Source organism: Thermodesulfobacteriota bacterium, from assembly GCA_034189135.1.
Classification (GTDB): Bacteria; Desulfobacterota; Desulfobacteria; order Desulfobacterales; family JAUWMJ01; genus JAUWMJ01.
Genome location: JAXHVO010000014.1, coordinates 74,419 through 99,356, shown reverse-complemented (window position 1 = coordinate 99,356; position 24,938 = coordinate 74,419). Strand labels below are relative to the sequence as shown.

25 protein-coding genes are annotated in these 24,938 nt (G+C 41.9%); 10 read left to right on the top strand and 15 right to left on the bottom strand.

Features of this window, described 5'->3' with window-relative positions:
- Positions 1 to 127 precede the first annotated feature (127 nt).
- The gene (locus SWH54_01965; GenBank protein MDY6790011.1) at positions 128 to 3,025 is read left to right on the top strand and encodes a PAS domain S-box protein; all 2,898 of its coding nucleotides are present in this window, start codon (positions 128 to 130) and stop codon (positions 3,023 to 3,025) included.
- Positions 3,026 to 3,058: 33 nt separating this feature from the next.
- On the opposite strand, the gene SWH54_01960 is transcribed toward SWH54_01965, so the two are convergent.
- The 3 genes from SWH54_01960 to pyrR form a co-directional block, all read right to left on the bottom strand.
- Positions 3,059 to 4,381, bottom strand: coding sequence for a radical SAM protein (locus tag SWH54_01960; GenBank protein ID MDY6790010.1), 1,323 nt, complete (start codon positions 4,379 to 4,381; stop codon positions 3,059 to 3,061).
- 186 nt (positions 4,382 to 4,567) lie between these two features.
- Positions 4,568 to 5,071 carry a molybdenum cofactor biosynthesis protein B gene (locus SWH54_01955; protein MDY6790009.1) on the bottom strand — a complete coding sequence of 168 codons (504 nt, stop codon included), beginning with the start codon at positions 5,069 to 5,071 and terminating at the stop codon, positions 4,568 to 4,570.
- 12 nt (positions 5,072 to 5,083) lie between these two features.
- Positions 5,084 to 5,617: a bifunctional pyr operon transcriptional regulator/uracil phosphoribosyltransferase PyrR gene (gene pyrR, locus SWH54_01950; protein MDY6790008.1), complete on the bottom strand. Its 534-nt coding sequence runs from the start codon at positions 5,615 to 5,617 to the stop codon at positions 5,084 to 5,086.
- A gap of 578 nt (positions 5,618 to 6,195) precedes the next feature.
- Here pyrR and SWH54_01945 point away from each other — a divergent pair.
- The 3 genes from SWH54_01945 (at position 6,196) to SWH54_01935 (ending at position 8,036) form a co-directional block, all read left to right on the top strand.
- Entirely contained in the window at positions 6,196 to 6,804 is a 609-nt protein-coding gene (locus SWH54_01945; GenBank protein MDY6790007.1) for a molybdenum cofactor guanylyltransferase, read from the top strand.
- Between the two features lie 10 nt (positions 6,805 to 6,814).
- Positions 6,815 to 7,174: a molybdenum cofactor biosynthesis protein MoaE gene (locus SWH54_01940; GenBank protein ID MDY6790006.1), complete on the top strand. Its 360-nt coding sequence runs from the start codon at positions 6,815 to 6,817 to the stop codon at positions 7,172 to 7,174.
- Between the two features lie 118 nt (positions 7,175 to 7,292).
- Positions 7,293 to 8,036 carry an iron dependent repressor, metal binding and dimerization domain protein gene (locus SWH54_01935; GenBank protein ID MDY6790005.1) on the top strand — a complete coding sequence of 248 codons (744 nt, stop codon included), beginning with the start codon at positions 7,293 to 7,295 and terminating at the stop codon, positions 8,034 to 8,036.
- A 90-nt stretch (positions 8,037 to 8,126) separates the two neighbouring features.
- Here the strand turns inward: SWH54_01935 and SWH54_01930 are convergent, their stop codons facing one another.
- The 8 genes from SWH54_01930 to SWH54_01895 form a co-directional block, all read right to left on the bottom strand.
- Positions 8,127 to 9,176 (bottom strand): LbtU family siderophore porin, encoded by a 1,050-nt coding sequence (locus SWH54_01930; GenBank protein MDY6790004.1) that lies wholly within the window; start codon positions 9,174 to 9,176, stop codon positions 8,127 to 8,129.
- Between the two features lie 244 nt (positions 9,177 to 9,420).
- On the bottom strand, positions 9,421 to 9,705 hold the full coding sequence (locus SWH54_01925) for a hypothetical protein (GenBank protein MDY6790003.1): 285 nt from the start codon (positions 9,703 to 9,705) through the stop codon (positions 9,421 to 9,423).
- Positions 9,698 to 9,964, bottom strand: a complete 267-nt coding sequence (locus tag SWH54_01920; GenBank protein ID MDY6790002.1) for a FeoC-like transcriptional regulator — start codon at positions 9,962 to 9,964, stop codon at positions 9,698 to 9,700. The genes SWH54_01925 and SWH54_01920 overlap by 8 nt, the downstream gene beginning before the upstream one ends.
- Positions 9,965 to 9,984: 20 nt before the next feature.
- On the bottom strand, positions 9,985 to 12,324 hold the full coding sequence (gene feoB / locus SWH54_01915; GenBank protein MDY6790001.1) for a Fe(2+) transporter permease subunit FeoB: 2,340 nt from the start codon (positions 12,322 to 12,324) through the stop codon (positions 9,985 to 9,987).
- Between the two features lies 1 nt (position 12,325).
- Positions 12,326 to 12,562: a FeoA family protein gene (locus tag SWH54_01910; protein MDY6790000.1), complete on the bottom strand. Its 237-nt coding sequence runs from the start codon at positions 12,560 to 12,562 to the stop codon at positions 12,326 to 12,328.
- Entirely contained in the window at positions 12,543 to 12,839 is a 297-nt protein-coding gene (locus tag SWH54_01905) for a FeoA family protein (GenBank protein MDY6789999.1), read from the bottom strand. The genes SWH54_01910 and SWH54_01905 overlap by 20 nt, the downstream gene beginning before the upstream one ends.
- 371 nt (positions 12,840 to 13,210) lie before the next feature.
- Positions 13,211 to 13,564, bottom strand: a complete 354-nt coding sequence (locus SWH54_01900) for a hypothetical protein (GenBank protein MDY6789998.1) — start codon at positions 13,562 to 13,564, stop codon at positions 13,211 to 13,213.
- A gap of 86 nt (positions 13,565 to 13,650) precedes the next feature.
- Positions 13,651 to 14,859 (bottom strand): DUF2325 domain-containing protein, encoded by a 1,209-nt coding sequence (locus SWH54_01895; protein MDY6789997.1) that lies wholly within the window; start codon positions 14,857 to 14,859, stop codon positions 13,651 to 13,653.
- Positions 14,860 to 15,335: 476 nt separating this feature from the next.
- Here SWH54_01895 and SWH54_01890 point away from each other — a divergent pair, with 476 nt between their 5' ends.
- Positions 15,336 to 15,947 (top strand): DUF1007 family protein, encoded by a 612-nt coding sequence (locus SWH54_01890; GenBank protein ID MDY6789996.1) that lies wholly within the window; start codon positions 15,336 to 15,338, stop codon positions 15,945 to 15,947.
- Between the two features lie 234 nt (positions 15,948 to 16,181).
- Entirely contained in the window at positions 16,182 to 16,961 is a 780-nt protein-coding gene (locus tag SWH54_01885) for a hypothetical protein (GenBank protein ID MDY6789995.1), read from the top strand.
- 447 nt (positions 16,962 to 17,408) lie between these two features.
- Here the strand turns inward: SWH54_01885 and SWH54_01880 are convergent, their stop codons facing one another.
- The 4 genes from SWH54_01880 to SWH54_01865 all read right to left on the bottom strand — a co-directional run bounded on the left by SWH54_01880 (position 17,409) and on the right by SWH54_01865 (position 21,721).
- A complete protein-coding gene (locus SWH54_01880) occupies positions 17,409 to 19,868 on the bottom strand; it encodes a heavy metal translocating P-type ATPase (GenBank protein ID MDY6789994.1) in 2,460 nt (819 codons plus the stop codon).
- Positions 19,869 to 19,956: 88 nt separating this feature from the next.
- Entirely contained in the window at positions 19,957 to 20,163 is a 207-nt protein-coding gene (locus SWH54_01875) for a heavy-metal-associated domain-containing protein (GenBank protein MDY6789993.1), read from the bottom strand.
- A 105-nt stretch (positions 20,164 to 20,268) separates the two neighbouring features.
- The gene (locus tag SWH54_01870) at positions 20,269 to 20,784 is read right to left on the bottom strand and encodes a ferritin (GenBank protein MDY6789992.1); all 516 of its coding nucleotides are present in this window, start codon (positions 20,782 to 20,784) and stop codon (positions 20,269 to 20,271) included.
- A gap of 439 nt (positions 20,785 to 21,223) precedes the next feature.
- Complete coding sequence (locus tag SWH54_01865) at positions 21,224 to 21,721, bottom strand: GatB/YqeY domain-containing protein (protein MDY6789991.1); 498 nt, start codon at positions 21,719 to 21,721, stop codon at positions 21,224 to 21,226.
- 144 nt (positions 21,722 to 21,865) lie between these two features.
- Between SWH54_01865 and SWH54_01860 the strand changes: the two genes are divergently transcribed.
- The 4 genes from SWH54_01860 (at position 21,866) to SWH54_01845 (ending at position 24,772) form a co-directional block, all read left to right on the top strand.
- Positions 21,866 to 22,168 (top strand): PadR family transcriptional regulator, encoded by a 303-nt coding sequence (locus tag SWH54_01860; GenBank protein MDY6789990.1) that lies wholly within the window; start codon positions 21,866 to 21,868, stop codon positions 22,166 to 22,168.
- Between the two features lie 145 nt (positions 22,169 to 22,313).
- Positions 22,314 to 22,952, top strand: a complete 639-nt coding sequence (locus SWH54_01855; GenBank protein ID MDY6789989.1) for an ATP-binding cassette domain-containing protein — start codon at positions 22,314 to 22,316, stop codon at positions 22,950 to 22,952.
- Positions 22,940 to 23,791, top strand: a complete 852-nt coding sequence (locus SWH54_01850; GenBank protein ID MDY6789988.1) for an ABC transporter permease — start codon at positions 22,940 to 22,942, stop codon at positions 23,789 to 23,791. Before SWH54_01855 ends, SWH54_01850 begins: the two co-directional genes overlap by 13 nt.
- A gap of 192 nt (positions 23,792 to 23,983) precedes the next feature.
- Positions 23,984 to 24,772, top strand: coding sequence for a sulfite exporter TauE/SafE family protein (locus tag SWH54_01845; protein ID MDY6789987.1), 789 nt, complete (start codon positions 23,984 to 23,986; stop codon positions 24,770 to 24,772).
- The last annotated feature ends 166 nt before the right edge of the window (positions 24,773 to 24,938 follow it).

The following is a 24,938-nucleotide window of genomic DNA, read 5'->3' as shown; positions in this document are numbered from 1 at the left end:
AAAGAAAGAATCCTCAAGGGAATTGAAGAAATCAATACTGAGCCCGTTGTACATTGCTGGAAGAAATTCGATTTACCGCAAGCTAATATGTAAAAGTATTAATGAAACGTATTACTAGTTAATTAAAATGGATAAAAAATCACCTCTTTATAATAGCCGCATTACAAGGGCTTATCTTGAATTCATCAAAAAGAAATATCACCATATAGACATAGATGATTTGCTGAAATATGCAAACATGACCAAATATGAGGTGAATGACACAGGCCACTGGTTCAATCAGACTCAGGTGGATCGATTTCAGGAAATCCTTATCAGAAAAACAGGAAATGAGAATATTGCCAGAGAAGCAGGCCGCTACAGCACCTCAATAAGAGGAGTGAATGCATTCAGGCAATATTTATTAAGTTTTATGAGCCTATCTTCTCTTTATATGTTTATGGGGAAACTTTACAATATTATGAGTCGTGGAGCTTTTGTTAAAACCAAAAAGCTTAGATCTAACAAAGTCCAAATTGAGTCCACCCCTAAACCGGGTGTTATGGAAAAACCATATCAATGCAAAAACAGAATGGGGACTTTTGAATCTGTTGCTCTGTTATTTACCGGAAAATTTGCCACGATTGAACACCCTGAATGTTTTCACAAAGGAGGGGACTGTTGCCGCTACGTCATTACCTGGGAAAAAACGCCATATGCAATCTGGAAAACAGTTCGTAATTACTCTTTGCTGCTTTGCATATTTACAATTCCGGTTTTATCTTTTTTCCTGCCAGTCTTCTCCTGGTCTGTTGTTTCTTTAACTTGTGTTTTTATAGTAATCATATTTTCCTTTTATACAGCATATTTTGAAAAAAAAGAGCTGATCAAAACCATTGAAAGCCATGGCGATGAAGCAAAAGGCATGACTGATGAAATGAATATACGCTATGACAACGCCTTGTTTATTCAGGAAATCAGTCGGGTGGCAGCTACACTTCTGAATGTTGATGAACTCGTTAATACGGTGACAAGAATTATAGAAAAGCATCTCGATTTTGACCGCGGAATCGTCATGCTGGCCAACAGAGAAAAAACACGGCTTATTTATTCCGCCGGATACGGGTATAATGAGCAGGATAAGCAGGTATTAAGACAAACCAAATTTCATCTTGACAACCCCGATTCTACAGGGGTTTTTGTAAAATCCCATAAAGATCAAAAGCCTTTTCTTGTTGATAATATAAAGGAGAATGGAAAGCGCCTTTCCCCAAAAAGTCGTAACTTGGTAGACAAAATGGATGTCCAATCTCTCATTTGTGCACCGATCATATATGAAAAAGAGTCTCTGGGTATACTAGCTGTTGATAATGTAAGGTCAAAAAGACCCCTTACCCAAAGCGATATAAATCTTTTATCGGGTGTTGCTTCACAGCTGGCGCTGGGCATTGCCAATGCCAGATCTTTTCAAAAACTTCAGGAAAGCGAAGAAAAGTATCGAACCGTTCTTGAAAGTATTGAAGAGGGCTATTTTGAAGTTGACCTTGCCGGAAATTTCACATTTGTCAATGAAGCGACCTGCAAGATACTCCGGTATGAAAAAAATGAGCTGATCGGTATCAATAATCGAAATTATATGGATAAAAAAAATGCTAAAAAAATTTATCATACCTTTAATAAAGTCTATCTGAATAAAAAGCCGGCCAAAGTGGTTGATTGGGAGCTTATCCGGAAGGATGGTTCAACTTGCATCGTAGAAATATCTGTATCATTGATAAAAGATGGCAAGAATCGGCCGGCAGGATTTAGAGGCGTTGCACGGGAGGTGACGGACCGAAAGCGTGCCGAGAGGGAAAGAAAGCGACTGGAGACACAACTTCAAAATGCCAGGAAGATGGAAGCTCTCGGGACCCTTGCCGGAGGGGTGGCCCACGATCTTAACAATATTTTGTCCGGCCTTGTCAGCTATCCAGAGTTGCTGTTGATGGAGATCCCTGAAGACAGCCCGTTGAGAAGACCGTTGATGACCATACAAAACTCCGGAGAGAAAGCAGCGACCATTGTTCAGGATTTGTTAACCCTTGCCAGAAGGGGAGTTCCAAATTTAAAGCCGGTAAACTTAAATGAGGTTATTATTGAGTATTTGAAGAGCCCGGAATATACAAAGTTGAAAGCATACTATCCTGAGGTTAAAGTGGATGTGGTAAACAGGCTTGACTCGGAGCTGTTCAATATCTCAGGCTCCCATGTCCATCTTTCCAAAACAGTGATGAACATTATATCAAATGCCATAGAGGCGATACAGGGGCCGGGTAAGGTGACTGTATCAACAAACAATCGTTATATTGACAAACCGATAACAGGTTATGATTACATCGAGGAGGGTGACTACGTTGTTTTCACCGTATCGGACACGGGAATAGGAATTTCTCCGGAGGATATGGAAAGAATCTTTGAGCCTTTTTATACCAAAAAGGTGATGGGAAGAAGCGGAACCGGTTTGGGTATGGCTGTGGTCTGGGGAACAGTCAAAGATCACAAGGGATACATTGATGTTCAGAGCAAGGTTGGTAAAGGAACGACATTTAACCTCTATTTTCCCGTCACCCGAATGGGATTGCTAAAAGAAGAATCCCCACTGTCCATGAAAGATTACATGGGCAAGGGGGAGACTATTCTGATTGTAGATGATGTGGATGAGCAAAGAGAGATCGCATCCGGGATGTTGAAAAAGCTGGGCTACGACGTCACCTCGGTTTCCAGCGGGGAACAAGCAGTAGAATACCTGAAGAACCACAAAGCAGACCTGCTGGTCCTGGACATGATAATGTCACCGGGAATTGATGGGCTCGAGACCTACCGGCAGATACTCGAGCTATACCCTGAGCAAAAAGCGATTATAGCAAGTGGGTTTTCTGAAACGGATAAAGTCAAGGAAACCCAAAGACTCGGGGCGGGCACCTATATTAAAAAGCCGTACAAAATAGAAAAAATCGGGACCATCGTTCGGGCTGAACTGGATAATGAGTTTATTCAGGTTTTGTAAAAAGTTTCCCGCTTCAGTTTAGCAGGCACGCCTTTATTGGCTTTTTAAAAGAGCATCATTTTTTACCGCGAATTTTTCTTTTGGCGGGTTAAAATATCCGTGTTTTAAGGTTGGAAAGGATTTACGAATTTGTTTTAGTACTTTTTTCATACCGGCCGGTTTGCCGTGATTTGCCGCCGTATTCATCACTTTCCAGTATCTGATCGGATCAAAGTTTAAGTTTCTCCACTGAATCATGTGGACCGGGTGTTTTTCAATAAAGGAAATCAGAGCATTAATTTCTTCCGGGGTATCAGTAAACCCCGGACAGTTGAGATAATTGATGCAAACGAAAAGTCCCCGGTATATTCCTGTGTCAATTCCCTTTAACACATCCGAAAAGCTGTATCCCTGCGGCCGGAAGTAGGCATGGTAACACTGTTTTCTGACACTGTTCATGCTGATGCGCATACTGTCCAAGCCTGCAGCAAAAAGCTTTTGAAGAATATCGGGCCGGCTGCCGTTGGTGTTAATATTTATTGTACCGCGGCTGGTTTTGGCTCGTATCATGCGTATCGCAGGCTCGATGACTTTCGCAGCCATCAGGGGATCACCCTCACACCCCTGTCCGAAGCTGACCACGCTGTTTTTAACCTTTCGGATATGTTCCAAAGCAACTTCGGCTATTTCTTCAGGAGATGGTGTAAATGAAATCCTGTCCTGGCTACTCGGGATTTCGTTGTTTTTCTGAAGCGAGATACACCCCAGACATTTTGCATTACAGAATCTTGAAGTCGGAAGGGGTGCTTCATAACGACCCAGAAAGAAGTTCTTCCCTGCCGGGCATCCGTATGTCAGGGCGCATTTTTCCAGATGTCTCCTGAGACGATTGGATGGCATTTCCCCCCTCAACCGGTGAACTCCGGCCACCACATCTTCGTACTTCATGTGGCGCAGATCCTGTCGTTTTTCTTTATCAACAAGAATGGCGGTGGACCTGAACTTTCCTTTTCGCCATCCTGCCGCTCCATATGAAAAAAGCGGAAGATAGCCTGCACTTTTTTCTTCTTTATACGCACTGATAAAAGAAGTCACATATCCGGGCGAATGAAAAGCGGCTACCGGAAATATCTTTTCACCGGGAACAAAGGGGTTTTCAGCAAGGACTTCAATTTTGTTACTGGCCGTATTAAAAAGAATCGGGTTTCTGTCCGGCAGGAACATAAGTTCACTGCCAAAAGGAATGTGGATGGTGTCCTCCGTGGTCAGCGGTTCAAGGACCGATCCGGCCATACCTAAAGCGCCATAGCCATCCAGTTCAAAAATTTCTCCTTTGGAATTAGCCACAACTGCCGTTATCAGGCTATTTTTTTTCACCGATTTTTGCATTCAAAATCTAAATGTTGATGATCTCGTAAATAAAATTATCGATGGCGTCGTAGAAAGTTTCATATACAAGGCGCAGTGGTTTTTCAGAGACGAGGCAATACAAATAGTATGCCGAGTTTCTGAAAAACCGCTGCAACGCAGTAGATGGAACTTTCTACGACGCCATCGAGGTTATTATTCGTGGATATGATGAACCAGATGCCCGAGTTCGGGAAAAATTATGGCTTTGCAGGCAAGTTTACAGGCGTTTATGCTTCCAGGCATACAGAACAAGATTGTTTTTTGGATAACTCCGGCTGTAGCGCGTGATAAAATGGCTGCGGAATCTATCTGTTCGAAGCTGAGCTGGGCAAAAATGGGCCCGAATGCGGTAAGTTCTTTGCTGAAAAGTGGTTGAACGGCTTCGAGGGTAACATCTTTACTGCTGATACCGGTTCCGCCGGTCAATAGGAGAGCCTGTGGGGCGGGATCTTTGATGACATCCATGACAGTTCGAGTGATGATTTCGGTTTCATCCGGTATCACCTGATGAAATACGATCTCATGTCCTTCTTTTTTAGCTCGCTTGCTTATCCAATGCCCGCTTTTATCATCTTGCAAAGACCTGGTCGTGGATACAGTTATGATGCCTGTTTTTACTGATCTTGGGGCATTCTTTTTATGCGCTTTACTGCTCATCGCCTTTTTCCTCTATCCTATTACAACTTTGTCTTCTCCATCATGCTCGGTAAGCAGTACGTTGATTGTCTCTCTGCGCCTTGTTTCAACAATTTTTCCCACATAATCTGCCTGGATGGGAAGCTCTCTGTGCCCTCGATCTACCAGGACGGCAAGTTCAATACGGTCGGGCCTTCCGAAATCTATGACTGCATCCATTGCGGCTCTGGTCGTTCTACCGGTATAAAGAACGTCATCCACCAGGATGATCTGTTTTTCATCAACGGAAAATAAAATATCTGTCGCCTGGACCACCGGGTGCTGGCTGATACGTGTCCAGTCATCACGATACAGGGTGATATCCATATCACCGGTCGGTATCTCAACCCCTTCGATCTCTTTGATTTTTGCCTGGATACGTTTGGCAAGATAAACCCCACGTGTTTGAATCCCTATTAATGTCACATTTTCCGCACCTCGGTGTACTTCAAGAATCTTGTGGGTAATCCTGGTTAATATACGGTCAATATCCACTGCATCTAAAATAGTTTCATATGACTTTTCCATGGTTTTCTCCGATGTTCCCCATATTTTAATTAAACCTGACTTAAAGGTATTGGCAACTCAGGTCAATCGACCGAAGGTTGAAGTCTGTAAGGGAAAAACGCTTTTTGAAGTCATACTTGATCCAAAACCAGACATTTTTGCCAAAGTACAGCAATCATACTCTTATGCCTTCTTCAGCCTTCAGTCTAAACAACTTCAGCATGGCCAAGTGAGTTATGCTAATATTCTATATCATCTACTGATTGAATATCAAGCTTGATTTTGTTTGATTTGTTTTTTATTATAAATATTGCAACTTAGGTGGATAGGCTGAAGGCTGTAGACTTTTAGGGAAAAACGCATTTTAAAGCCATGTTTGGTGCAAAATCACATTTCGCCAGAGCACGGCAATCTTGCACTTCTGACCCTTTCAGCCTAAACAGCTTCAGCCTGACTACATGAGTAGTCAAATATTTCTTTTATACCGCTTGTCATAAATATGTTCCGAAATGTGGAATTGCGGTATAAGTGGTTGTAGAAAAAAACGTTTCGATAACGGAACATTTTTTTGACAACCACTATAAAGGAGCCTTTTTACCATGGAGTTTCCCTGTACCGGGGTGATACTGGCTGGCGGTATGAATACTCGATTTTCCGGCCGAGATAAGGCATTTTTATCAGTCGGCGGAAAACGTATTATGGATCATCTGTACCATCTTTTTGATGCTCTGTTTGAAGATATCATTCTGGTCACCAATGACCCACATAAATATCTTGAGTGGGACATGAATATTGTAACAGATCTTTTCTCTGTCAGAAGTTCTTTAACCGGAATACATGCGGGCCTTTTTTATGCGTTAAACCCCTTTGCATTTTTTGCGGCATGCGATACGCCTTTTTTAAAAAGGGAGTTGGTGGAAACGATCATCCGCAGTATCGAAAAGCGTGTCGATATGGTTATTCCTCAAACTCCGGCAGGTCTTGAGCCACTTTGCGCTGTTTATTCCAAAGAATGCCTTAAGCCTGTTGAACGGCAAATTTTGCAAAAAAAATTCAAGATTGATCAGCTTTTTAAAAAAAGACGCGTTAAAAAAATTCCGGAAAAAATCCTGCGCCAAAAAGATCCTGAGCTTATATCTTTTTTTAATATTAATACGCCACAGGACCGGGAAAAAGCGGAGAAAATGCTGAAAACAACCCAACCATAGGAGATATCTGATGAACATGACCCATTTGATTAATACCATAAAGAAACATCCGGATTATGATAAGGCAGGAATGATTCTGTGTCACAATGGTGTGGTCCGCCATACATCACGGGATGGCCGGAAAGTTTCGGGGCTGACAATCAATGTAGATCAGGAAAAACTAAAACAGGTAATAGAAGAGCATAAGAAAAGACCGGGTATAATAGAGATACTGGTTGAGATTGCAGAGAACAAAGACCTTTCTGTGGGAGATGATGTGATGCTCTTGGTCGTTGCCGGAGATATTCGGGATCATGTGATTCCTGCCTTAAGCGATGCACTGGATGCCATAAAAACGACCGTTACCAGCAAAACTGAGTTTTTTACATAACCCCAGGCCGGTATAGATGGAACAATTTTTTGCTTTATTTTGAAATGCTTGACGATTTCTTACTATTTGTTTATACTAAAATTTATACGAATGACAAAAAACTTTAGAGGAATAAAAAATGCTAAGCGCAAGTATGGAAGACTACCTTGAAGCGATATTTCATATAGCTGCTGACAAACAGGCGGCAAGGGCCAAGGATATTGCAAAACGACTTGAGGTGAACAATTCGTCTGTGACCGGGGCGTTGCGCATTCTTTCTGAAAAGGGCTACGTCAACTATGCTCCTTATGACCTGATCACCTTGACGAAAAAAGGCAAAAAGCTTGCCAAAGATGTGGTCAGACGCCATGAAGTACTGCGGGATTTTTTTGTCAAGGTCCTTTTTATTGATGAAGACGAGGCTGAAGAAACAGCCTGTAAAGTGGAACACGCTGTTTCGCCTAATATTATAGACCGTATCATCCGTTTTGTGGAATTCGTTGAGATTTGTCCGCGTGGCGGAGATGAATGGATAAAGGGCTTTCAAAAATTTTGCGAGCAGGGTACAGCTTTTCCCAATTGTGGAACATCGATAAATACCTGTTTGGAAGATTTAAAAAAGAGGAAAAAAAATGTTGCGGGCAAGCCTCTACAGTCTGTTATCCTAAGTAAACTCGATCTTAGCCAGAGAGCAAAGCTTATTAAAGTTAAAGGAACAGGGACTATCAGCAAACGTTTTGCAGAGCTTGATATAACTCCAGGAAGCATTATTGAAGTCGAACGAATTTCATCGGATAATGACCTTATTGATATTAAGGTAAGGGGATATCATCTTTCACTGAGAGAAGATGAGGCATCCAAGATTATGGTTCAAATACTTTGAACCAAGCCATTTCTGTGCAATTTTGTACTTGTCTGGATAAAAAAATAAATCAAAATCAAGGGGGCTTCTAAGCCCCCTCAATATTTTTTCTTAAAACTCTATAGCCAGTTGAGCGGTCACCACATCGGTTTCATCATCATTTTTAAATTCACCGTGGAGATACTCGAGACCCAGTGAGGTGTTTTCAAACAGACCATATGTGATTGCACCACCGTATCGCTTTTCCGGCAGAAAATCACCGCCATCATCACTTGCCTCATAACGTGCTGAAATTTCTAGATCATCAATCACCCCGACCGCCAGTTCAGCATACCAGGTGGATGGCTTGAATTTCCGTCCGCCGTCAAAGGACAACTCCCCGGCTGCAAACTCATCATCGGCTGTCAGGTATTCAGCGTTAAGGAAAAACCTGTCTAAAGCGGAAATTGAAATAAACGCACTATACCCGGCCACATAGTCTCTGACAGTCACCGGTCCGGCTGCGATATCTTCCTGCAAAGAATCACTGTCGCCAATATTTGATATGTAAGAGGCTCCGGCTGATAATGCAAAACCGGAGACAGTGTTTTCCGGAAGGGTAAATACGGCACCGGCCACATAACTTTCTATTTTATTATCCTCTCCGGTTTCATCAATATCTCCGTTGAAAACACCGGCGGAAATATCCAACCAATCGGTTGCAAAACCGACAACCACCGCACTTTCTCTTGTTTCGCCCAGTTCCAGCGTGATCGGGTCGCTGATCATATGGCTTTCAAAATTTCCAAATGGCACATACATCTGCCCCGCATTCAGGTACAGAGGCACCACATCCTCACCCTTAATTGAGATAATGGCTTCATCCACCTCAAGGTCGGTATCATCTTCTTCATATAAAAACAGAATGTGTCCGGAAACGTGCTTTACAATTTCAGCATCGAGTCCGACTTCAACAGTGGCAACCGCAATGTCGCTGGAATCTTCGTCCGGGGTGGCAGGATCATTATAATCAATATCTTCAAAACCTGCCTCCACCTCAATGGCGCCGCTTAAAGTGATATTTTCAAACCATTTCTCTCCGGCCTCATCAGCTATGGCCGGAGCGGAAACCAGCAACACTGTGATAAAAATTGATAAACCAACAACAAATAATCTTTTCATAAATCTCCTCTCCTTTTTTCTGGGTTTGTAAAAATAATTTCTCATGCTCATTTTTATTAAAAAAATTTAACCGGCATAATGCCGCGTAACTAAAATAGATTATTTAAAACACTTATCTGATTTTTATAAACTATGGCGTCAATTTTTTGCATAAAAAAAGACGCAACTTTAAATTAAATTCAAGTTACGTCTCCACTTTCTCAGCCCATAGCTAAGACCGTAAGACATCCACTGAACCCGCTTGTTAAATTTCCCGGGCCAAAATGGCAGTCAGCTCTTTTCTCAGCCGTTCAATCTGTTTAGATTTAAAACTTTTACGTGTATTTTCAAGTTTGCGTATTGTGTTTGCGATCGTCTCTTTGAATTGATGCCTGTATGGGCAATCAGCGCAAATGTCTTTTTTTCTTTTTCCCACAACAAGTCCTTTTGACGCTGCAATACATAACAAACGACAATGCTCAGAACATTGCTGCTGGAGATTTTCCGCACTCTGAATAAGCGCTTGTTCAACCGTTTTATTTCTATTCAACCCACTCATAGATTTCCATGGCATCGTGATTGGAGCAATTTAAACATCCTGTGCTGCAATTTCCAACAATAGCATGTTTCTTAACCTTATTTTTTCTAATCCAGTGCTCCAGCATACCCCGCATGGCATCCGGTTCGGTGTCAAAACGAATGCAAAGTTCACCCAAGGCTATTTTTTTGTTCTCGGAAAGATATCTTTTAATTTGTGAAAGTATCATGGTGTAGTTACTCTTTTTTATTAAAGAGGGGACAATATGCATTTCCCCTCTTTATTTGTATTTTATGCTTTTACCGTTGCTTTTGCTGTTTCCAAAACTGGATAATCGACTTTTTCTCCTTTATGGCCGAAATATCTCATGACCCACACGCTGGCAGCGAAAATGCCGATCAAAATAACAATCCAGAACAATGAAGACGCCGCATGGCGGCCTATGGTGGCAATCTGGTAAAAAAGCGTTGCAGCCATATAACCCATAAACGTCGTCCAGACACCGGAAAATAGGGTCCATCTCATATTCGTTTCCCGATAAACGGCAGCTATTGCGGCCACACATGGAAAATAGAGCAAGATAAAAAGAAGATAGGCAAAGGCCCCGATCCTTCCATCAAAAAGTTTTATCATGGATCCGAAAACTCCTGTACTTACTTCCAGTTCTTCTGAAGCTGTTTCGATACTGCTGACATCACCCACAGAAATTCCCAGCGGGTCGAGAAAAGTACCGGCCACACCTGCCAGGTTTTCAGGGATGGTAGTAAATGACTCTTTGATGCCCCCCCAGAAATCAAACGCATCTTCATCTGCTTCTTCACCGCCGGCACTTTCATCCATCTGTGAATACATGGCGTCAAGGGTCCCGACCACCGCTTCTTTGGCAAATATTCCTGTAAAAATTCCCACTGTGGCCGGCCAGTTATCATTGGTAAGTCCCATGGGATAAAAAACAGGTGTAATCGATTTTCCGATTGAACTAAGCACTGACTTGTCGGTATCCTCGTTGCCAAAGCTCCCGTCGGTTCCCATGGAATTTAAAAAACTTAAGATAACGACCACAGGAATAATGATTTTCCCGGCACGGAATATAAAGGTTTTTAGCCGCTCCCAGGCTCGCAAAACTACTCCCCGCAGAGTAGGCATATGATAAGGAGGAAGTTCCATGACAAAAGGTGTGATTTCACCTTTAAGCAGGGTGTTTTTTAAAACCAGTCCTGTAATGACGGCAAAACCAATGCCGATGAGATAGAGGCCAAAAACCAGATTTTGTCCACCTTTAGGGAAAAAGGCGGCGGCAAAAATAGCATAAACCGGAAGACGCGCCCCGCAGGACATAAACGGATTCATCATGATGGTAAGGGTTCTGTCCCGTTGAGTTTCCAGGGTACGTGTGGCCATAATGGCAGGAACATTGCAACCAAAACCGACCAGCATGGGAACAAATGATTTGCCGGGCAATCCGATAAACCTCATGAACCGATCCATAACAAACGCTGCACGGGACATATAACCGGAGTCTTCCAGCAAAGAAAGACAGAGGAACATGAATCCAATGGGCGGTATAAAGGTGGCAATGGTCTGAATGCCTCCCCCGATGCCTCCGGCAAGGATGGCGTTGAGCCAATCCGGGCTGCCCATGGCCGACAGTAAATTCTCAAACCCATCCACAAAGATGGTCCCGGCAAAGATATCAAAAAAATCTATGAAAGCACCCCCTAAGTTTATAGTCACCATAAACATCAGATACATGGCTGCAAGAAAGATTGGAATTCCCAACGCACGATTTAACACGATTCGGTCGATTCCATCTGAAACGGTTTTACCTATCCGGGTGGTTTTTTTAACGGTTTTCCCGGTCAACTCGTTTATAAAGCCATATCTGCCGTCTGCCAGTATAATATCGACCTCTTCACCAAGCTTAGCTTCAATATCATTTTTGCAGCGTATAAGAATTTCATCTGCTTTATTACCCACGAGTTTGGATACCATCTGATCTTCTTCAAGAAGCTTAATGGCTGCCCATTGAGGTTCCAGATTTTGACCTTTAAGAGAGTTTTTAATTTCCGGTACCAGTTCGTCGATTGCCTGCTTTATTTCGACAGGATAGCTAACCGGTGACATTGGGACTGTTTTCTTTGCTGCCGCCTGATTGATAACGGATTTAAGCCTTTCGAGCCCTTCTCCTTTTGTTGCAACAATCGGAACCACCGGACACCCGAGACGGATAGACAACTCCTCCACATTGATATCGATCTTACGGCTTCTGGCGACATCCATCATATTAAGCGCTATCACCAGTGGGGTTTTCATTTCCAAAAGTTGGACCGTGAGATACAGATTGCGTTCCAAATTGGATGCGTCTATAATGCTGACAATGATATCCGCCTCTTTGGATAGGATGTAATCCCGTGCAACTTCTTCATCAACCGATGCTGCAGACAGCGAATAAATTCCCGGCAGATCCACCACCTCAATTTTTTTGCCGGTATGTGTGTATTTTCCAATCTTACGTTCCACGGTGACTCCGGGCCAATTCCCAACCCTTTGGCTGGCACCTGTCAGTGCGTTGAACAAAGTGGTTTTGCCGCAATTGGGATTCCCTGCGACACCAATAGTAAAATCATTCATCTTAAGCCTCCTTTTCCACCATAACAGCCGCAGCTTCGTCTTTTCTAAGACTCAAAGCGAAACCGCGCATATTAATTTCAACAGGGTCGCCCATTGGAGCCACTCGCTTAACGGTAAATTCCGTCCCTTTGGTAAGTCCCATGGCCAACAATTTTCCTCGGTATAGCTTAGAACCCTTTGTGTACCCGACGACTTTGCATTTTTCTCCCACTGCCAAATCACGTAAGCTGATTTCCATATTTTCCTCCTTGCTTTCTACCATTTATCGGCGTAACATTAATTTTATAAGCCATTCCTCCGCCCAAAAACATGCGGGATCCATTAAGGGCAATCAAAACCGGTCCATTCCCAACATTTCGCAAAATATCGATTTCAGCACCCACATGAAGTCCAATACCAAAGATACGATCCTGAAATTTCCTCCCACCAACCAATGACGAAATTTTCAGCCTTTCCCCTTCACCTGCCAGGCGTATGGGAAATGTACCGCCGGCATATTTCTGTAATCTGATCATAAAAATAACCTAATTATTTATCTCAGGGTGTTTCCGACTGTTATTTGATAGACATAATCATGTAAGGCACTGCTTAATTATTTTGGAAAGGCTAAATTATAATGGCAAGATTAAACTTGTCAAGCATATTTTTTAGTTTAACCAAAAAATATTGGGATATCTAAAACTATTTTGAATTTAATCGAATTTTTCAAAGCAATGCCATTCACATTTCTGCAAAGCAAAATAGATTATAGATTCGGGTTAATCATACTTGGTTACGCGAGGCGTTAATTATTATTTTTCGGGGTTATGCCGTCCTTAAAATCACGCGAGTCTTGCATTTTGGAATTGGCTCTTTGGATATTAAAAAACTTCCATTTAGATGCCTTTTATTTTAAACAAGTAGAGCTCGCGCAATTGACGTTCCACTGGCCATTATTTTTATTTTTGTAATTTTCTTTTTTGATTCCTGCAGGATCAATCTCAACACTTTTTGCTCCTTGGAAAACAAACTTGCTATTTGATATCATTTCGTGATCCATCAGTTTCTCAAGCACATCTTTTCCAAAGGAATTGACCTCTCCAACTTTATCAGTGTTGATATGTATTCGGCCTTTTTCGGTATAGTCTGCTTTAATCTTATTGATTAGTTCCCAAGCGGAGTTTCCGTCAAAATCTCCACTTAATTCTAAATACAAATCACCGTTATTGTTACGTGCCTCAATGGTAAAATTTGCACTCATTTTATCACCTATATCTTCCTTGATGTTGGTATGTTTGTTCTATAGATGCCTGCAAATTAAATCAGCATCAAAATGCTACAAGATTTCTAATTCAACCTGATTGAGCTTTCCATTAAAGCACCTGAGATCGAACTCAGGCTGGAGCTTGGAAGCATTTTAATCGATTTGCTATGTTTTCGGCACAGCTTTTTGACTTTTTCGCACGCACCGTGGCTGTTGCAGTTTACCGGGCAAATAATAAGATCGGATCTTTTAACCAGCGCTTCCATCTTTTGACTGCCCTTATTCATATATCCATCGTGATAATCGAACTCACCTCCGCTTGATTCAACCAGCTGGCGGTACATGTGCTTCATTTTTGTCATGCCGCCGACAATTAAAATACGCTTTGCGCAAAGCTGATACTGCGGGCAAGTCTCATCGCAGTTATTCTCCGGACCAACCACAGATGAAATTTGATGAATAAGCTGTTTAACTTCATCGGCAAGTAAATGGTTCGTCGATTGTATATCAAACAGCTCAATTTCAAGCCGCCGCTTTTCCCTTTCCAAGTAGTGAAGTTGATCAAGCAGTTGGTTGTTTTTATTTTCCAAAGCCCTTAATTTTTCTTTTAAATTGGCATTTTCAAATTCATTTTTATCAATATTTTTGGCCTTAGGTTCGGCTTTATCGGATCCGCTTTTTAGCCTTTGCAGTAAAACATGTGTTTCATTCAAAGCAGAAATTGTTGCTGCATTTTCTTTTTTAAGGGTTTTGCTGCGCATTTTTTCCTGTTTTAGAAGTTTTGTTATCTTTTGATTAGCCTCGGCCTGTCTTTGGGCATCACGCCTCGCCCACATCACTTCGGCAAGGTTGGCGTGGCCCAGCATGTGGATTTCCCCAAAAATATCCTCCAAATATTCGACAGGCAGGTCTTTGCGTATTGCAGCGATATAAAAGACACCATTCATTTTTCCCGAGTGGATGACGTCTTTCCATATTGCAAAGAATTCGTCTTCATCCAGGTCTGCAAGCTCGGCTATAGTGTCACGATACTTATACCTCAAATAACTATCTACTTTTTGTGATATTCCATTTTGGTCATTCAGATTCTCCATAATTATTCGATGGAGCTGATGCGGTTTTAACTTTTTTATACGGCATTTTGCCCTTTTAAGAACCTTGCGGTGTTCATTGATGTCGAGACAGGCGCCAATAACCGGGCACTTGAAACTGCGATGAATTTCCCAGATGCGGTTAAGGCGGTCACCCATACCTTTCGTGTTCTTTTTATTATCGCCAATTTGTTTTGGCATGTTCTTTCCCTCCTATCTGAAGTGTTAAAATTAATCCTACTCCGGTAAAACTGTAAATTTTAATTTGTTACACTTACCTTTTCTGTCAAACTAATTACGGAACATCTAATATATTTAGACTAACCAAACTTAACATCCCAAAAAATATGCCCGATAGTTGTATCTCAGGCATTCAGTATGCTTAGAGGTATAATTTAGGCACGGCTAAAATAATAAGCGACAACGAAATATATGTCAAGCTTTTTTATCCACTGTCACAAACTATAAAACAGATACACACCGATCCACCATACAGGTTGTGAAATGTCTGGGGTGTTTCTACAACGGCGGTTTTTCCTCCAGACGGCTTGCCCGAACGAAAATTTATATGCGGCTATACTATCACGGAAATACATCATTGACAGCTAACATTTTATATAATAGAAAAAGCTTCTATTTTACACTGATACGGTGAAAATCGGATTTTCCATACTGAAATGAAACTTAACTTAAGCCTACTTTTCATCTCGGTAGTCGTCGGGCTAATGGTATTTTCCCCCGCCGCTTATTCTCATCCTCATGTCTTCGTAGTAAATAAGATGATACTTATTTTCGATGACCATGGGTTTGCCGGCATTCGTGTCAACTGGAGTTTTGACGAATTTTTCAGCAGCATGATCGCAGGTGATTATGATAAAAATCGCAATAAAAAGTTTGAAAAGTCCGAGATTGCTATGATTAAAAAAGAGGCGTTCAGCTACCTATTAAATTTTGATTATTTTTCTTTTATCAAAATCGACGGGAAACCGTTTAAAGTCAAATGGGTGACCAATTTTATCGCTGCCCTGTCAAACGGCAAGATTAGCTATGAGTTTCTTATTCCCTGTCATGTGAAGGCTTCGTCGACGTTTAAGGAAATCACCATTGCCCAGTATGATCCTACCTATTACTCTGCGGTAATCCTTGGCAAGAATAATCCGGTGAAGATTGAAGCGGGGCCGAATTTCGAAACCGGCTTTAAAATTGCTGAAAACTTGAAAGAGTCATATTATTACGGTATGGTTCATCCGGTGGAAGTGATATTAAAATTTCGATTGAAAAATAATTGATGGCTTTTTAAAAATTTCCAAACAACGAAATCATAACCATTTGATATAATTAATAAGTTTATTTCAGCTGCAATGTCGTAAAGCGGTATATTATTGATTTGTGAAACAGACATGATTAAACAACTCACCTATATTTTGATTTTCTTTTCACTGTTGATTTGTATACCATCGGCAGCCGCCCAAAATCCCTTTACATCAAAGACTCAACCCCCAAAAGCTTCGCAAAAACAGGCCATGCCGAATCATTTTATGGCTAAAATATCTTTCTGGCAACATCAGCTCAACCAGAAAATGGCTGCTTTAGCCCGACAGGCCAAAGAAACCGAAAGTATGAAGCCTTTTTTCTTTCTAGTTATTATCGCATTTTCATACGGGATCCTTCATGCAGCCGGTCCGGGACATGGTAAAGCAGTCGCCGCATCTTACATCGTTTCTCAGCAGGGAAGGATTGTTAACAGTTTATTATTCGGTAATATGATCGCTCTTTTTCACGGCTTTTCAGGGATGTTGCTGGTGTGTCTTATCAATTTTGTTTTGCATTCGACTGTCTCAAGAACGCTTGTTGACGTGTCACGTGTGACACAGATCGTAAGCTATAGCCTTATCCTGCTGCTTGGAACCGCTCTACTGATAAAAAGCATTTATTTATGGTGTCGTCGAACCGTGATTGATCGACGTGATCCCAACAGGTATACATGGAGAAGAAAAGCAGGGAGACTGGCCACAGCCTTTGCGGTTGGCATGGTGCCATGCCCGGGTGTGGTGCTGGTCATGCTTTTCTCCCTCTCAATTAATATGATCGGATTGGGATTTATTCTGGGTTTGTCAATGACCTTTGGTATGGCGGTAACCATTTCGGTGGTGGTGATAATAGGCACAGTCGGTAAAAAAATGGCCCTCGGCGCACTAAATCGCCGAAGAAATATTGCGGGGGTTGTCGGCCAAATGATAGAAACCGTTGCCGCACTGATGATAATGGTACTGGGCGCGCTGTTTCTGGCAGCATCTATTTAATGCTGCCACGCGCCTTGCAACATATCTCCAATTTGCTGTCGATGGGATAACTTAATACGACTTTAGATCATCACTGTTGCTTTTTTTCCGATTCGATCTGCGCGCCTTGGTCTTTTTTCCCTGTCACCTGACAGGATTCACGCATTCAGGTTGAAATACCTAATTTCGGCAGGATATAGATCTGCAAAACGAACCACACACCTATGATTCCAATAAAGATCAAGATATTTTCCATTTTTGTACTCCTTTTGTAACTGCACAGCTATTTAGGTTGAAAGACTGAAGACTGTTAGGGAAAAGACCAATTTAAAGCCATAGTTGATGCAAAAATCAGATAAAGTACGTCAATCGTGATTTTACTCCTTCAGCCTTCAGTCTAAACAGCTTCAGTCTGAATACTGCCTTTAATGAATATATTCTGTTTTAAATAAAGAAGTTGTCTAAGTCTCATGCTATTCTAGCCTTATAAAGCCTTAAGCTGTTGGTGACCACTGAAATGCTGCTGAAGGCCATAGCCAGGGCAGCCATTATGGGATGAAGCTGCCTGAGAAAATTTGGCAAAAACTCAAATGGGTACAGAATTCCTGCGGCAACCGGAATCAGAATAATGTTGTAACCAAAGGCCCAGAACAGGTTTTGTTTGATCGTATTCATGGTGGCCCTGCTTAAGCTGATTGCCCTGGATACACCGGTAAGACTGCCGCTGGAAAGAATAACATCCGCCGTTTCAATGGCGATATCCGTGCCCGTTCCGATTGCCAGACCCACGTCCGCCTGGGCCAGGGCAGGTGCATCATTGATTCCATCCCCCACCATGCCGACTTTTTTCCCATCTTCCTGGATGGATTTTATTTTTGATGATTTTTCCTCGGGCCGCACCTCTGCCACAATTTCGTCAATCCCGACTTCAAAGGCAATGGTGCGCGCGGTATCCAAATTGTCTCCGGTTAACATCACCACCTTAAGATTCTGATCGTGAAGCTGGCGGATGGCGTCTTTTGATTCCGGTTTCAAGGTGTCTGACACGGCAATCAGTCCGCTGAGCTTTTGATCCTCAACAACCACCATAACAGTATGTCCCTGGGATTGAAAGACTTTTATTTGCTCCTGCGCCTTTTCAATATCGATTTCTTGTTCATAAAACCAGTTTGGTTTTCCTAGCATAACCGGATGTCCGTCCACCTTTGCATAAACCCCCAGACCTCCCGAAGCTTTAAAATCTTCCGGTTCAACAAGATCGATATCTCTGGCCAGGGCCTCTTTAACAATCGCCTTCCCCAACGGATGTTCAGATCCCTTTTCAACTGAGGCGCCAATTTTTAATAGGTGGTCTTTGCTTTTTTTGTTCCGATTAAAAGGTATGATATATGTGACTGCCGGTTTTCCTGTAGTGATGGTTCCGGTTTTATCCATCACAATCGTATCAAGTCTTGTCGCCGCTTCAAGGGCTTTGCTGTTTTTAAACAAAATCCCCCTTTCAGCACCTTTTCCGGTTCCCGCCATGATGGCCGTGGGTGTGGCAAGGCCCAGCGCGCACGGGCAGGCAATAACCAGCACAGCCACCATTCTTATCATGGCCGGTACAAAGTCGCCCTTGGCAAACAACCAGAAAGAAAATACAACCAGGGCGATTATAATGATCGATGGTACAAAAACTGCAGCCACCCGGTCGGCAAGGGCTTGGATAGGTGCCTTGCTCCCCTGGGCGTCTTGAACCAGTCGAATAATCTGAGCCAGAACGGTTTCTTTTCCCACCCGCGTTGCCTTGAATTTTAAAAGACCCTCAAGGTTGATGGTTCCCCCCACCACTTTGTCACCGGGATGTTTATCCACCGGCAACGGCTCACCGGTCAGCATGGATTCATCCACAGAGGATTGGCCGTCAAGGACTTCGCCATCCACCGGGATGCGTTCTCCCGGACGTACCATAATCGTATGTCCTACTTGAACACTGGCAACAGGTACTTCTTTTTCCATCGAATCTTCAATGATGGTTGCGGTTTTGGGTTTGAAGCCGAGTAATTTTCTGATGGCGCCACCTGTTCTGCCCTTGGTACGGGCTTCCAGCATTTTCCCCAACTTGATCAAGGTGATGATTACCGCCGATGTTTCAAAATAGACATGATCGCCAACCACGGGAAAAAAGAGAACGGCAACAGAATAAAAATATGCCACCGACGATCCCATGGCAACCAACACATCCATATTGGCGCTCTTGTTGACCAGGCTTCTGAACCCGCCCAGGTAATAATCGAATCCGGTGTAAAACTGTACCGGTGTGGCAAGGGCCCAGAAAAGCCAGTTTACCCAGACCGCATGGCTCCACTGGCCGGTAAATCCAAAATCCCGTCCCATGCTCAAAATAAACAGCGGCAGGGCAAAAACCAGGCCTGCAACAAACTTACGCGTCTGGTCTTTGATCTCCGCATCCCGCGCCGCCTGTTCCGCATCATCTCCCTGGGAAATTTCTTCAGGAGGGATCACTCCGTAGCCTGCTTTTTGTATGGCGGATATGATTTCATCGATGGTTGAGACAGTTGAAATATAATCGACAAAAACCTTTTGGTTGGCAAAGTTTACAAATGCATTCACCACCCCGGGAACTTTCTTATTTAGCGTTCTTTCAATATTCATGGCGCAATTGGCACAGGTCATGCCGGTGACTGACAGCTCGACCTTGGTGGTGGCCACATGATAGCCGACACTCTCAATTTTTCCTACAACGTCCTTAATATTGATTTGCTCCGGGTCAAATGAGACGGCCGCCTGTTCAGCGGCAAAGTTGACGTTTGCATCTTCAACGCCCTCAAGCTTGAGGACATTTCGTTCAATATTCAGTACACAGTTGGCACACGACATACCGGTAACGGGAAGCAATATTTTATGTTCGCTCTGGGTATTTGACATTATTGCACCTTCTTACGCTGTTCGGCCATCCGGCAGCTTACAATACGAACTGCTCTGAGACTTTGGTAAAACAGCGTTTTTCAACGTCTTACTGCGCAGGATAATTAATTTCCTTTAGCCTTTCCCTAATCGTATTTACTGAAGCGGGAGATCCCCATTCGACGGTAATACTCTTGGCGTCAGGGTTACCTTCCACGCTTTTTACACCATTTATTTCGCTTAATTCGCTTTTAATCGACATCACGCAGTGACCGCAGCTGATATTTGGAATTATAAATGTTTGTTTTTCCATCATTGGTTACCTCCTATTTCACAGAGCCATTCGACACTCAAAAAAAAATACCCCGTGGTATGCAACAACGGGGTATTTTTTCTAAGGAAACCGAGTTTTTAAGCAGAGTTATTCAGAGCTGCTTTCTCCTTCCGGAGCCCCCCGGGTTGCGAGTTCACGATCAATCATAAAAATACCATTTTTGGCATCGTTTAAAAGCATGAGCTGCTGGAGTACATGACCCACGCTTTCTTCTTCTTCAACCTGTTCGGTAACAAACCACTGAAGGAATATATGGGTGGCATGGTCGTGCTCAGCCAGTGCAATTTCAACCAGATCATTAATCAGCCCGGTGACCTTTTGCTCATGCTTTAGGGTTTCTTCAAATACTTCCACAGGGGAACTCCACTCAATAGGAGGGGCTTCTATCTGAGAAAGAACCACCCTTCCTCCGCGCTGATTAATAAAGTCATAAAACTTCATGGCATGCATCAGTTCTTCCTGTGCCTGGGCATGCATCCAGTTGGCAAACCCATCAAGGTTGATCGATTTGAAAAATGCATTCATAGAAAGATACAGGTAGGAAGAGTAAAGTTCGGCATTTAACTGTGAATTTAACGCATTTTCTATTTTTTCTGACAGCATAACGATTATCCTTTCATGTCACCATTTGCCGCTGCGGTAAGAACAGCTTTTATGGCTTTTATGGGATTAAAATTGTTGAGCATTGATTTTTCCATTTTTTAACTGCTGACATTTCCTATTTCAAGTTTTGTGCCAAGACGAGACAATGGATATAAATATTTTAAATATATTTATATATCGGATGGTTATGGACAAGTCGCTGGGGCCAAAACTTAAGGCAGGTCTTTCTCCAAGTGAGATGGCAATACACTTTAAGGAAAGAAAAAAGAAGATGTAATTCCGCAAGCATATAATTTATTGATATTACAGAAAAAAGCTATAGATGTACCGTCTCGCGTTTAATTTGATACACAACTGTATCATAACACCAACCAGATGATGGAAAACGGTTTTTTCACTATATCGGTCGAAAGCCATTGACTGAGCTTTTTCAGAACTGTTATTTACCCAAATCCTGCAATATCTGTTTTACCTGATTTCCGTCCGCAAGCTTGCCGAAATGCTTCATTATGGTGCCCATTGCCTGCATGGAATTTTTGAACCCGGAAAAGTCTATATTTTCTTTAATCCAATCGGCTATTTCCTCTCTGGTGGCCATCTTCGGCAAATATGATTCAAGTATTTCCAGGTAATCAGAGGAATCTTGTTGTTTTATTTCCAAAACTGTTTTTTCCGATTTTACCAGCTTTCGTATTATTCCAAGCAAGTCATCATCGGTGATTTCTTCCGGCTTTTTAACCCTGGTTGTTTTTTTCCCACTGTCTAACGTAATCGGAACGGTCAGGCTCGGATACTCTCCCATCACCAATCGAATGGCATCTCTGACCGGGTCGTTTTTTCCCAGCATCGCTTTTTTTAAATCATCTTTAAGTTTTTTGACTAGAGGGATCTGCATATCCTTGTTCCATCCGTAATTTCCTGTTTCCGTATGAGTCATTTTGCTCTCCTTTGGCGGTAATTTTAGCGACAATTTATCAAAAAAAATCTTTAAGCACAATGGGAGAATTTTTTGTTGACAATATCGTTATACGATATTATCAATCGATATCGATATGCAATAATAATGTTGAGACTTTAACATATGATTAGAGAAATCGACCTGGCTTTCATCAAACTACACATTTTATACCACGCGGCAAACGAAGAAGTATATGGGCTTGGCTTGATCGAAGAACTTGGACGGCATGGTTATAAATTAAGCCCCGGAACCCTTTATCCGACTCTGGCTAAAATGCAGCAAAACGGTCTTTTGACTTGTTTTACCAAAACCGTAAATCACAAGCAACGCAAATATTATAACATTACCCCTTCAGGACTTAAGCAGCTTAACGACCTGAAGGTCAAGATAAAAGAATTGTACAGGGAGGTATGCCTGGAAAGGTGATAACTTGCGATTTTTATGTAATATAGAGAAACTGGTCGATCCTTTATATAAAATTTGTTGAAGATAATAATGGATGTCGATTGACTATTACAGAATTTGAAAAAACATTCTGTAACAGCCGGCCGATGTGTAACTAAGGAATACTATGATTAAATTTAACAATATTCATTTATGTTATAATGGCGTAAAGATAATTCAAAACCTTTCTTTTGAGATAAAGCAGGGTGAAAAAGCCGTTATTTTAGGGAAATCAGGTTCAGGAAAGAGTTCTCTTTTCTCTTTAGCTTTAGGATTTATCGAACCCAGCGAAGGGGAGGTTATTTTCGATGGAATGTGTGTTGATGAAAAGAACGCATGGGATATTCGCAAAAAAATTGCTTATATTGATCAAGACGTAAGTATAGGTGCCGGAAAAATTCTTGACTTGCTTAATTTTATTTCAAGATTAAAAACGAATATGCACTTGGATTACACTCAAGAGAAAGTTGATGATCTTTTAAACTATTTTGAGTTTACCAGTGATGTTATTAATAAAAATGTCGAAGATTTATCCGGTGGTGAAAGGCAGCGTTTAGCTATAGTTATTTCTGTTCTGCTTAAAAGAAATATTTTTTTTCTGGATGAGGTTACATCGGCTCTTGATAAGCATCTCAAGAAAAAAGTAGCAGATTATTTTGTAGGAAGAAAAGATTGGACTTTTGTAGTGAATTCCCACGATCCTGTATGGATTGAGAACCCTTCTGTTAAGGTTTTTGACTTGGAGAGGCAAAAATGGGAACAGTAGATATCACTATATTCTCATTAGGACTCACTTTTCTGTTGCTGGCTTTGCCTGTAATTTTAAGCTTAATTTGTGGTTTTAGATTAATTAAACCACTTTTTTATTCTGTTGCCAGGATGTCCATTCAGCTGATTCTGATTGGAGTCTTTCTTAAATATCTTTTTTTATGGAATAATGTGTTTTTGAATTTATTATGGTTAGCAATCATGATTATGGTTGCTGTTTTTTCTGCTATCAGAAGTTCTTTCATAAAAATCGGTAAGATTTTCATACCCAGTTTTATATCATTTTCCGTTTCGACTTTTGCAGTTATTTTTTATCTGAACTTTTTTGTTATCCCGCTTAATAATATTTTTGACGCAAGATATCTGATAGTTCTCGGCGGGATGCTTCTTGGCAATTCCCTCAGGGGCAATATTGTCGGCATCAGCACTTTTTATAAAAACATGAGAAAGGATACAAAAAATTATTTATATGTGCTGTCGCTTGGCGCTTCTCATTATGAGGCATTGCTTCCGTATTTTCGGGAAAGTGTTCAACTTGCGTTAAAACCGACACTCGCTTCCATGGCAACAATGGGGATAGTCGCTCTTCCCGGTATGATGACTGGAGTTATTCTTGGAGGTGCAAGCCCTGAAGTGGGGATTAAATATCAAATTATGATCATGATTGCGATTGTCGCTAGCACAATAACAAGCGTAGTACTTACTATCCTAATGACTTTACGTGTATGTTTCAACAAGTATGGCGTATTACGGCAGGATGTATTTATTAATAAAAATGTTTATAAAAATACAACTGAGAAAAATGTATTCAATAATAAAACCTATAGAATTACATAACGAATTTTTTGTACCTATCATTTTTTCGATACGTTCCAAAATGCGGGTGAATTCAGTCATTCGTCGACTCTAAATATCAATAGCCGCGGTGTTAAGGTTTACAATCGCCTGTTATTGCGTGCTTGTTCTTGATGCTCATTGCTCAGCGAAAAAAAACGCACCTTATAACCCTCGGAGGTATGGTTAAATAAAATGAGTTATTTGATTATCTGCACGGTGGCACTGGCTGTTTCAGGCCTGACTCTTTTTTCCGGTTTTGGCCTGGGAACGCTTTTAATGCCGGCATTTGCCATCTTTTTTCCGGTTGAAGTGGCAGTGGCCGCTACTGCCATTGTCCATCTGGCAAACAATATATTTAAGGCAGGGCTGTTTGGTAAAAAAGCCGACTATCGGATTGTGTTAAGATTTGCTCTGCCGGCTGCCATTTTCGCCGCAGCCGGTGCCTTGCTGCTTACCTATATGAGTACTGCACAACCGTTTACCAGCTATACCCTCGCCGGCAGGGTCTGCACCATAAGCATCGTCAAACTGGTTATTGCAGGCATGATTTTCATTTTCGCCATTTTCGAGCTGGTTCCGGGTTTTGAAAAACTGGCTTTTGACCCCAAATTCATTCCCTTTGGCGGCGCTGTTTCGGGATTTTTTGGAGGACTGTCGGGTCACCAGGGTGCGCTTAGAACCGCCTTTTTGATTCGTACCGGGCTTGAAAAAAATGCTTTTATCGGCACCATGGTCGTTTCAGCCATCGTGGTGGATGTATCTCGCCTCATCATTTACGGCTCAACCTTCTTTTCCAGAGATTTTGCTGTGTTAAAAAGCCAGGGAGGGATCGGCCTGGTCATCGCCGGGTCACTTGCCGCATTTCTCGGTGCATTTATCGGTTCCCGGCTGCTGGGTAAAATTACCATGCGCTTTATACAGATATTTGTCGGAATCATGCTGCTGCTGCTGTCTTTTGCTCTGGGCCTTGGGCTGGTGTAGAATATGAGAAAGAAATGAGGTCAACCGTAAGGTTTATACTGTTTGCCATAAATATATTCCGTTTTAAACGATGAAAAACTCGTATATAAGAGATGGTAAAGAAAGAACTGACCGATAATATTATAACTATTTAATATATTGTAATAATTAAACAACTGGACAAAAT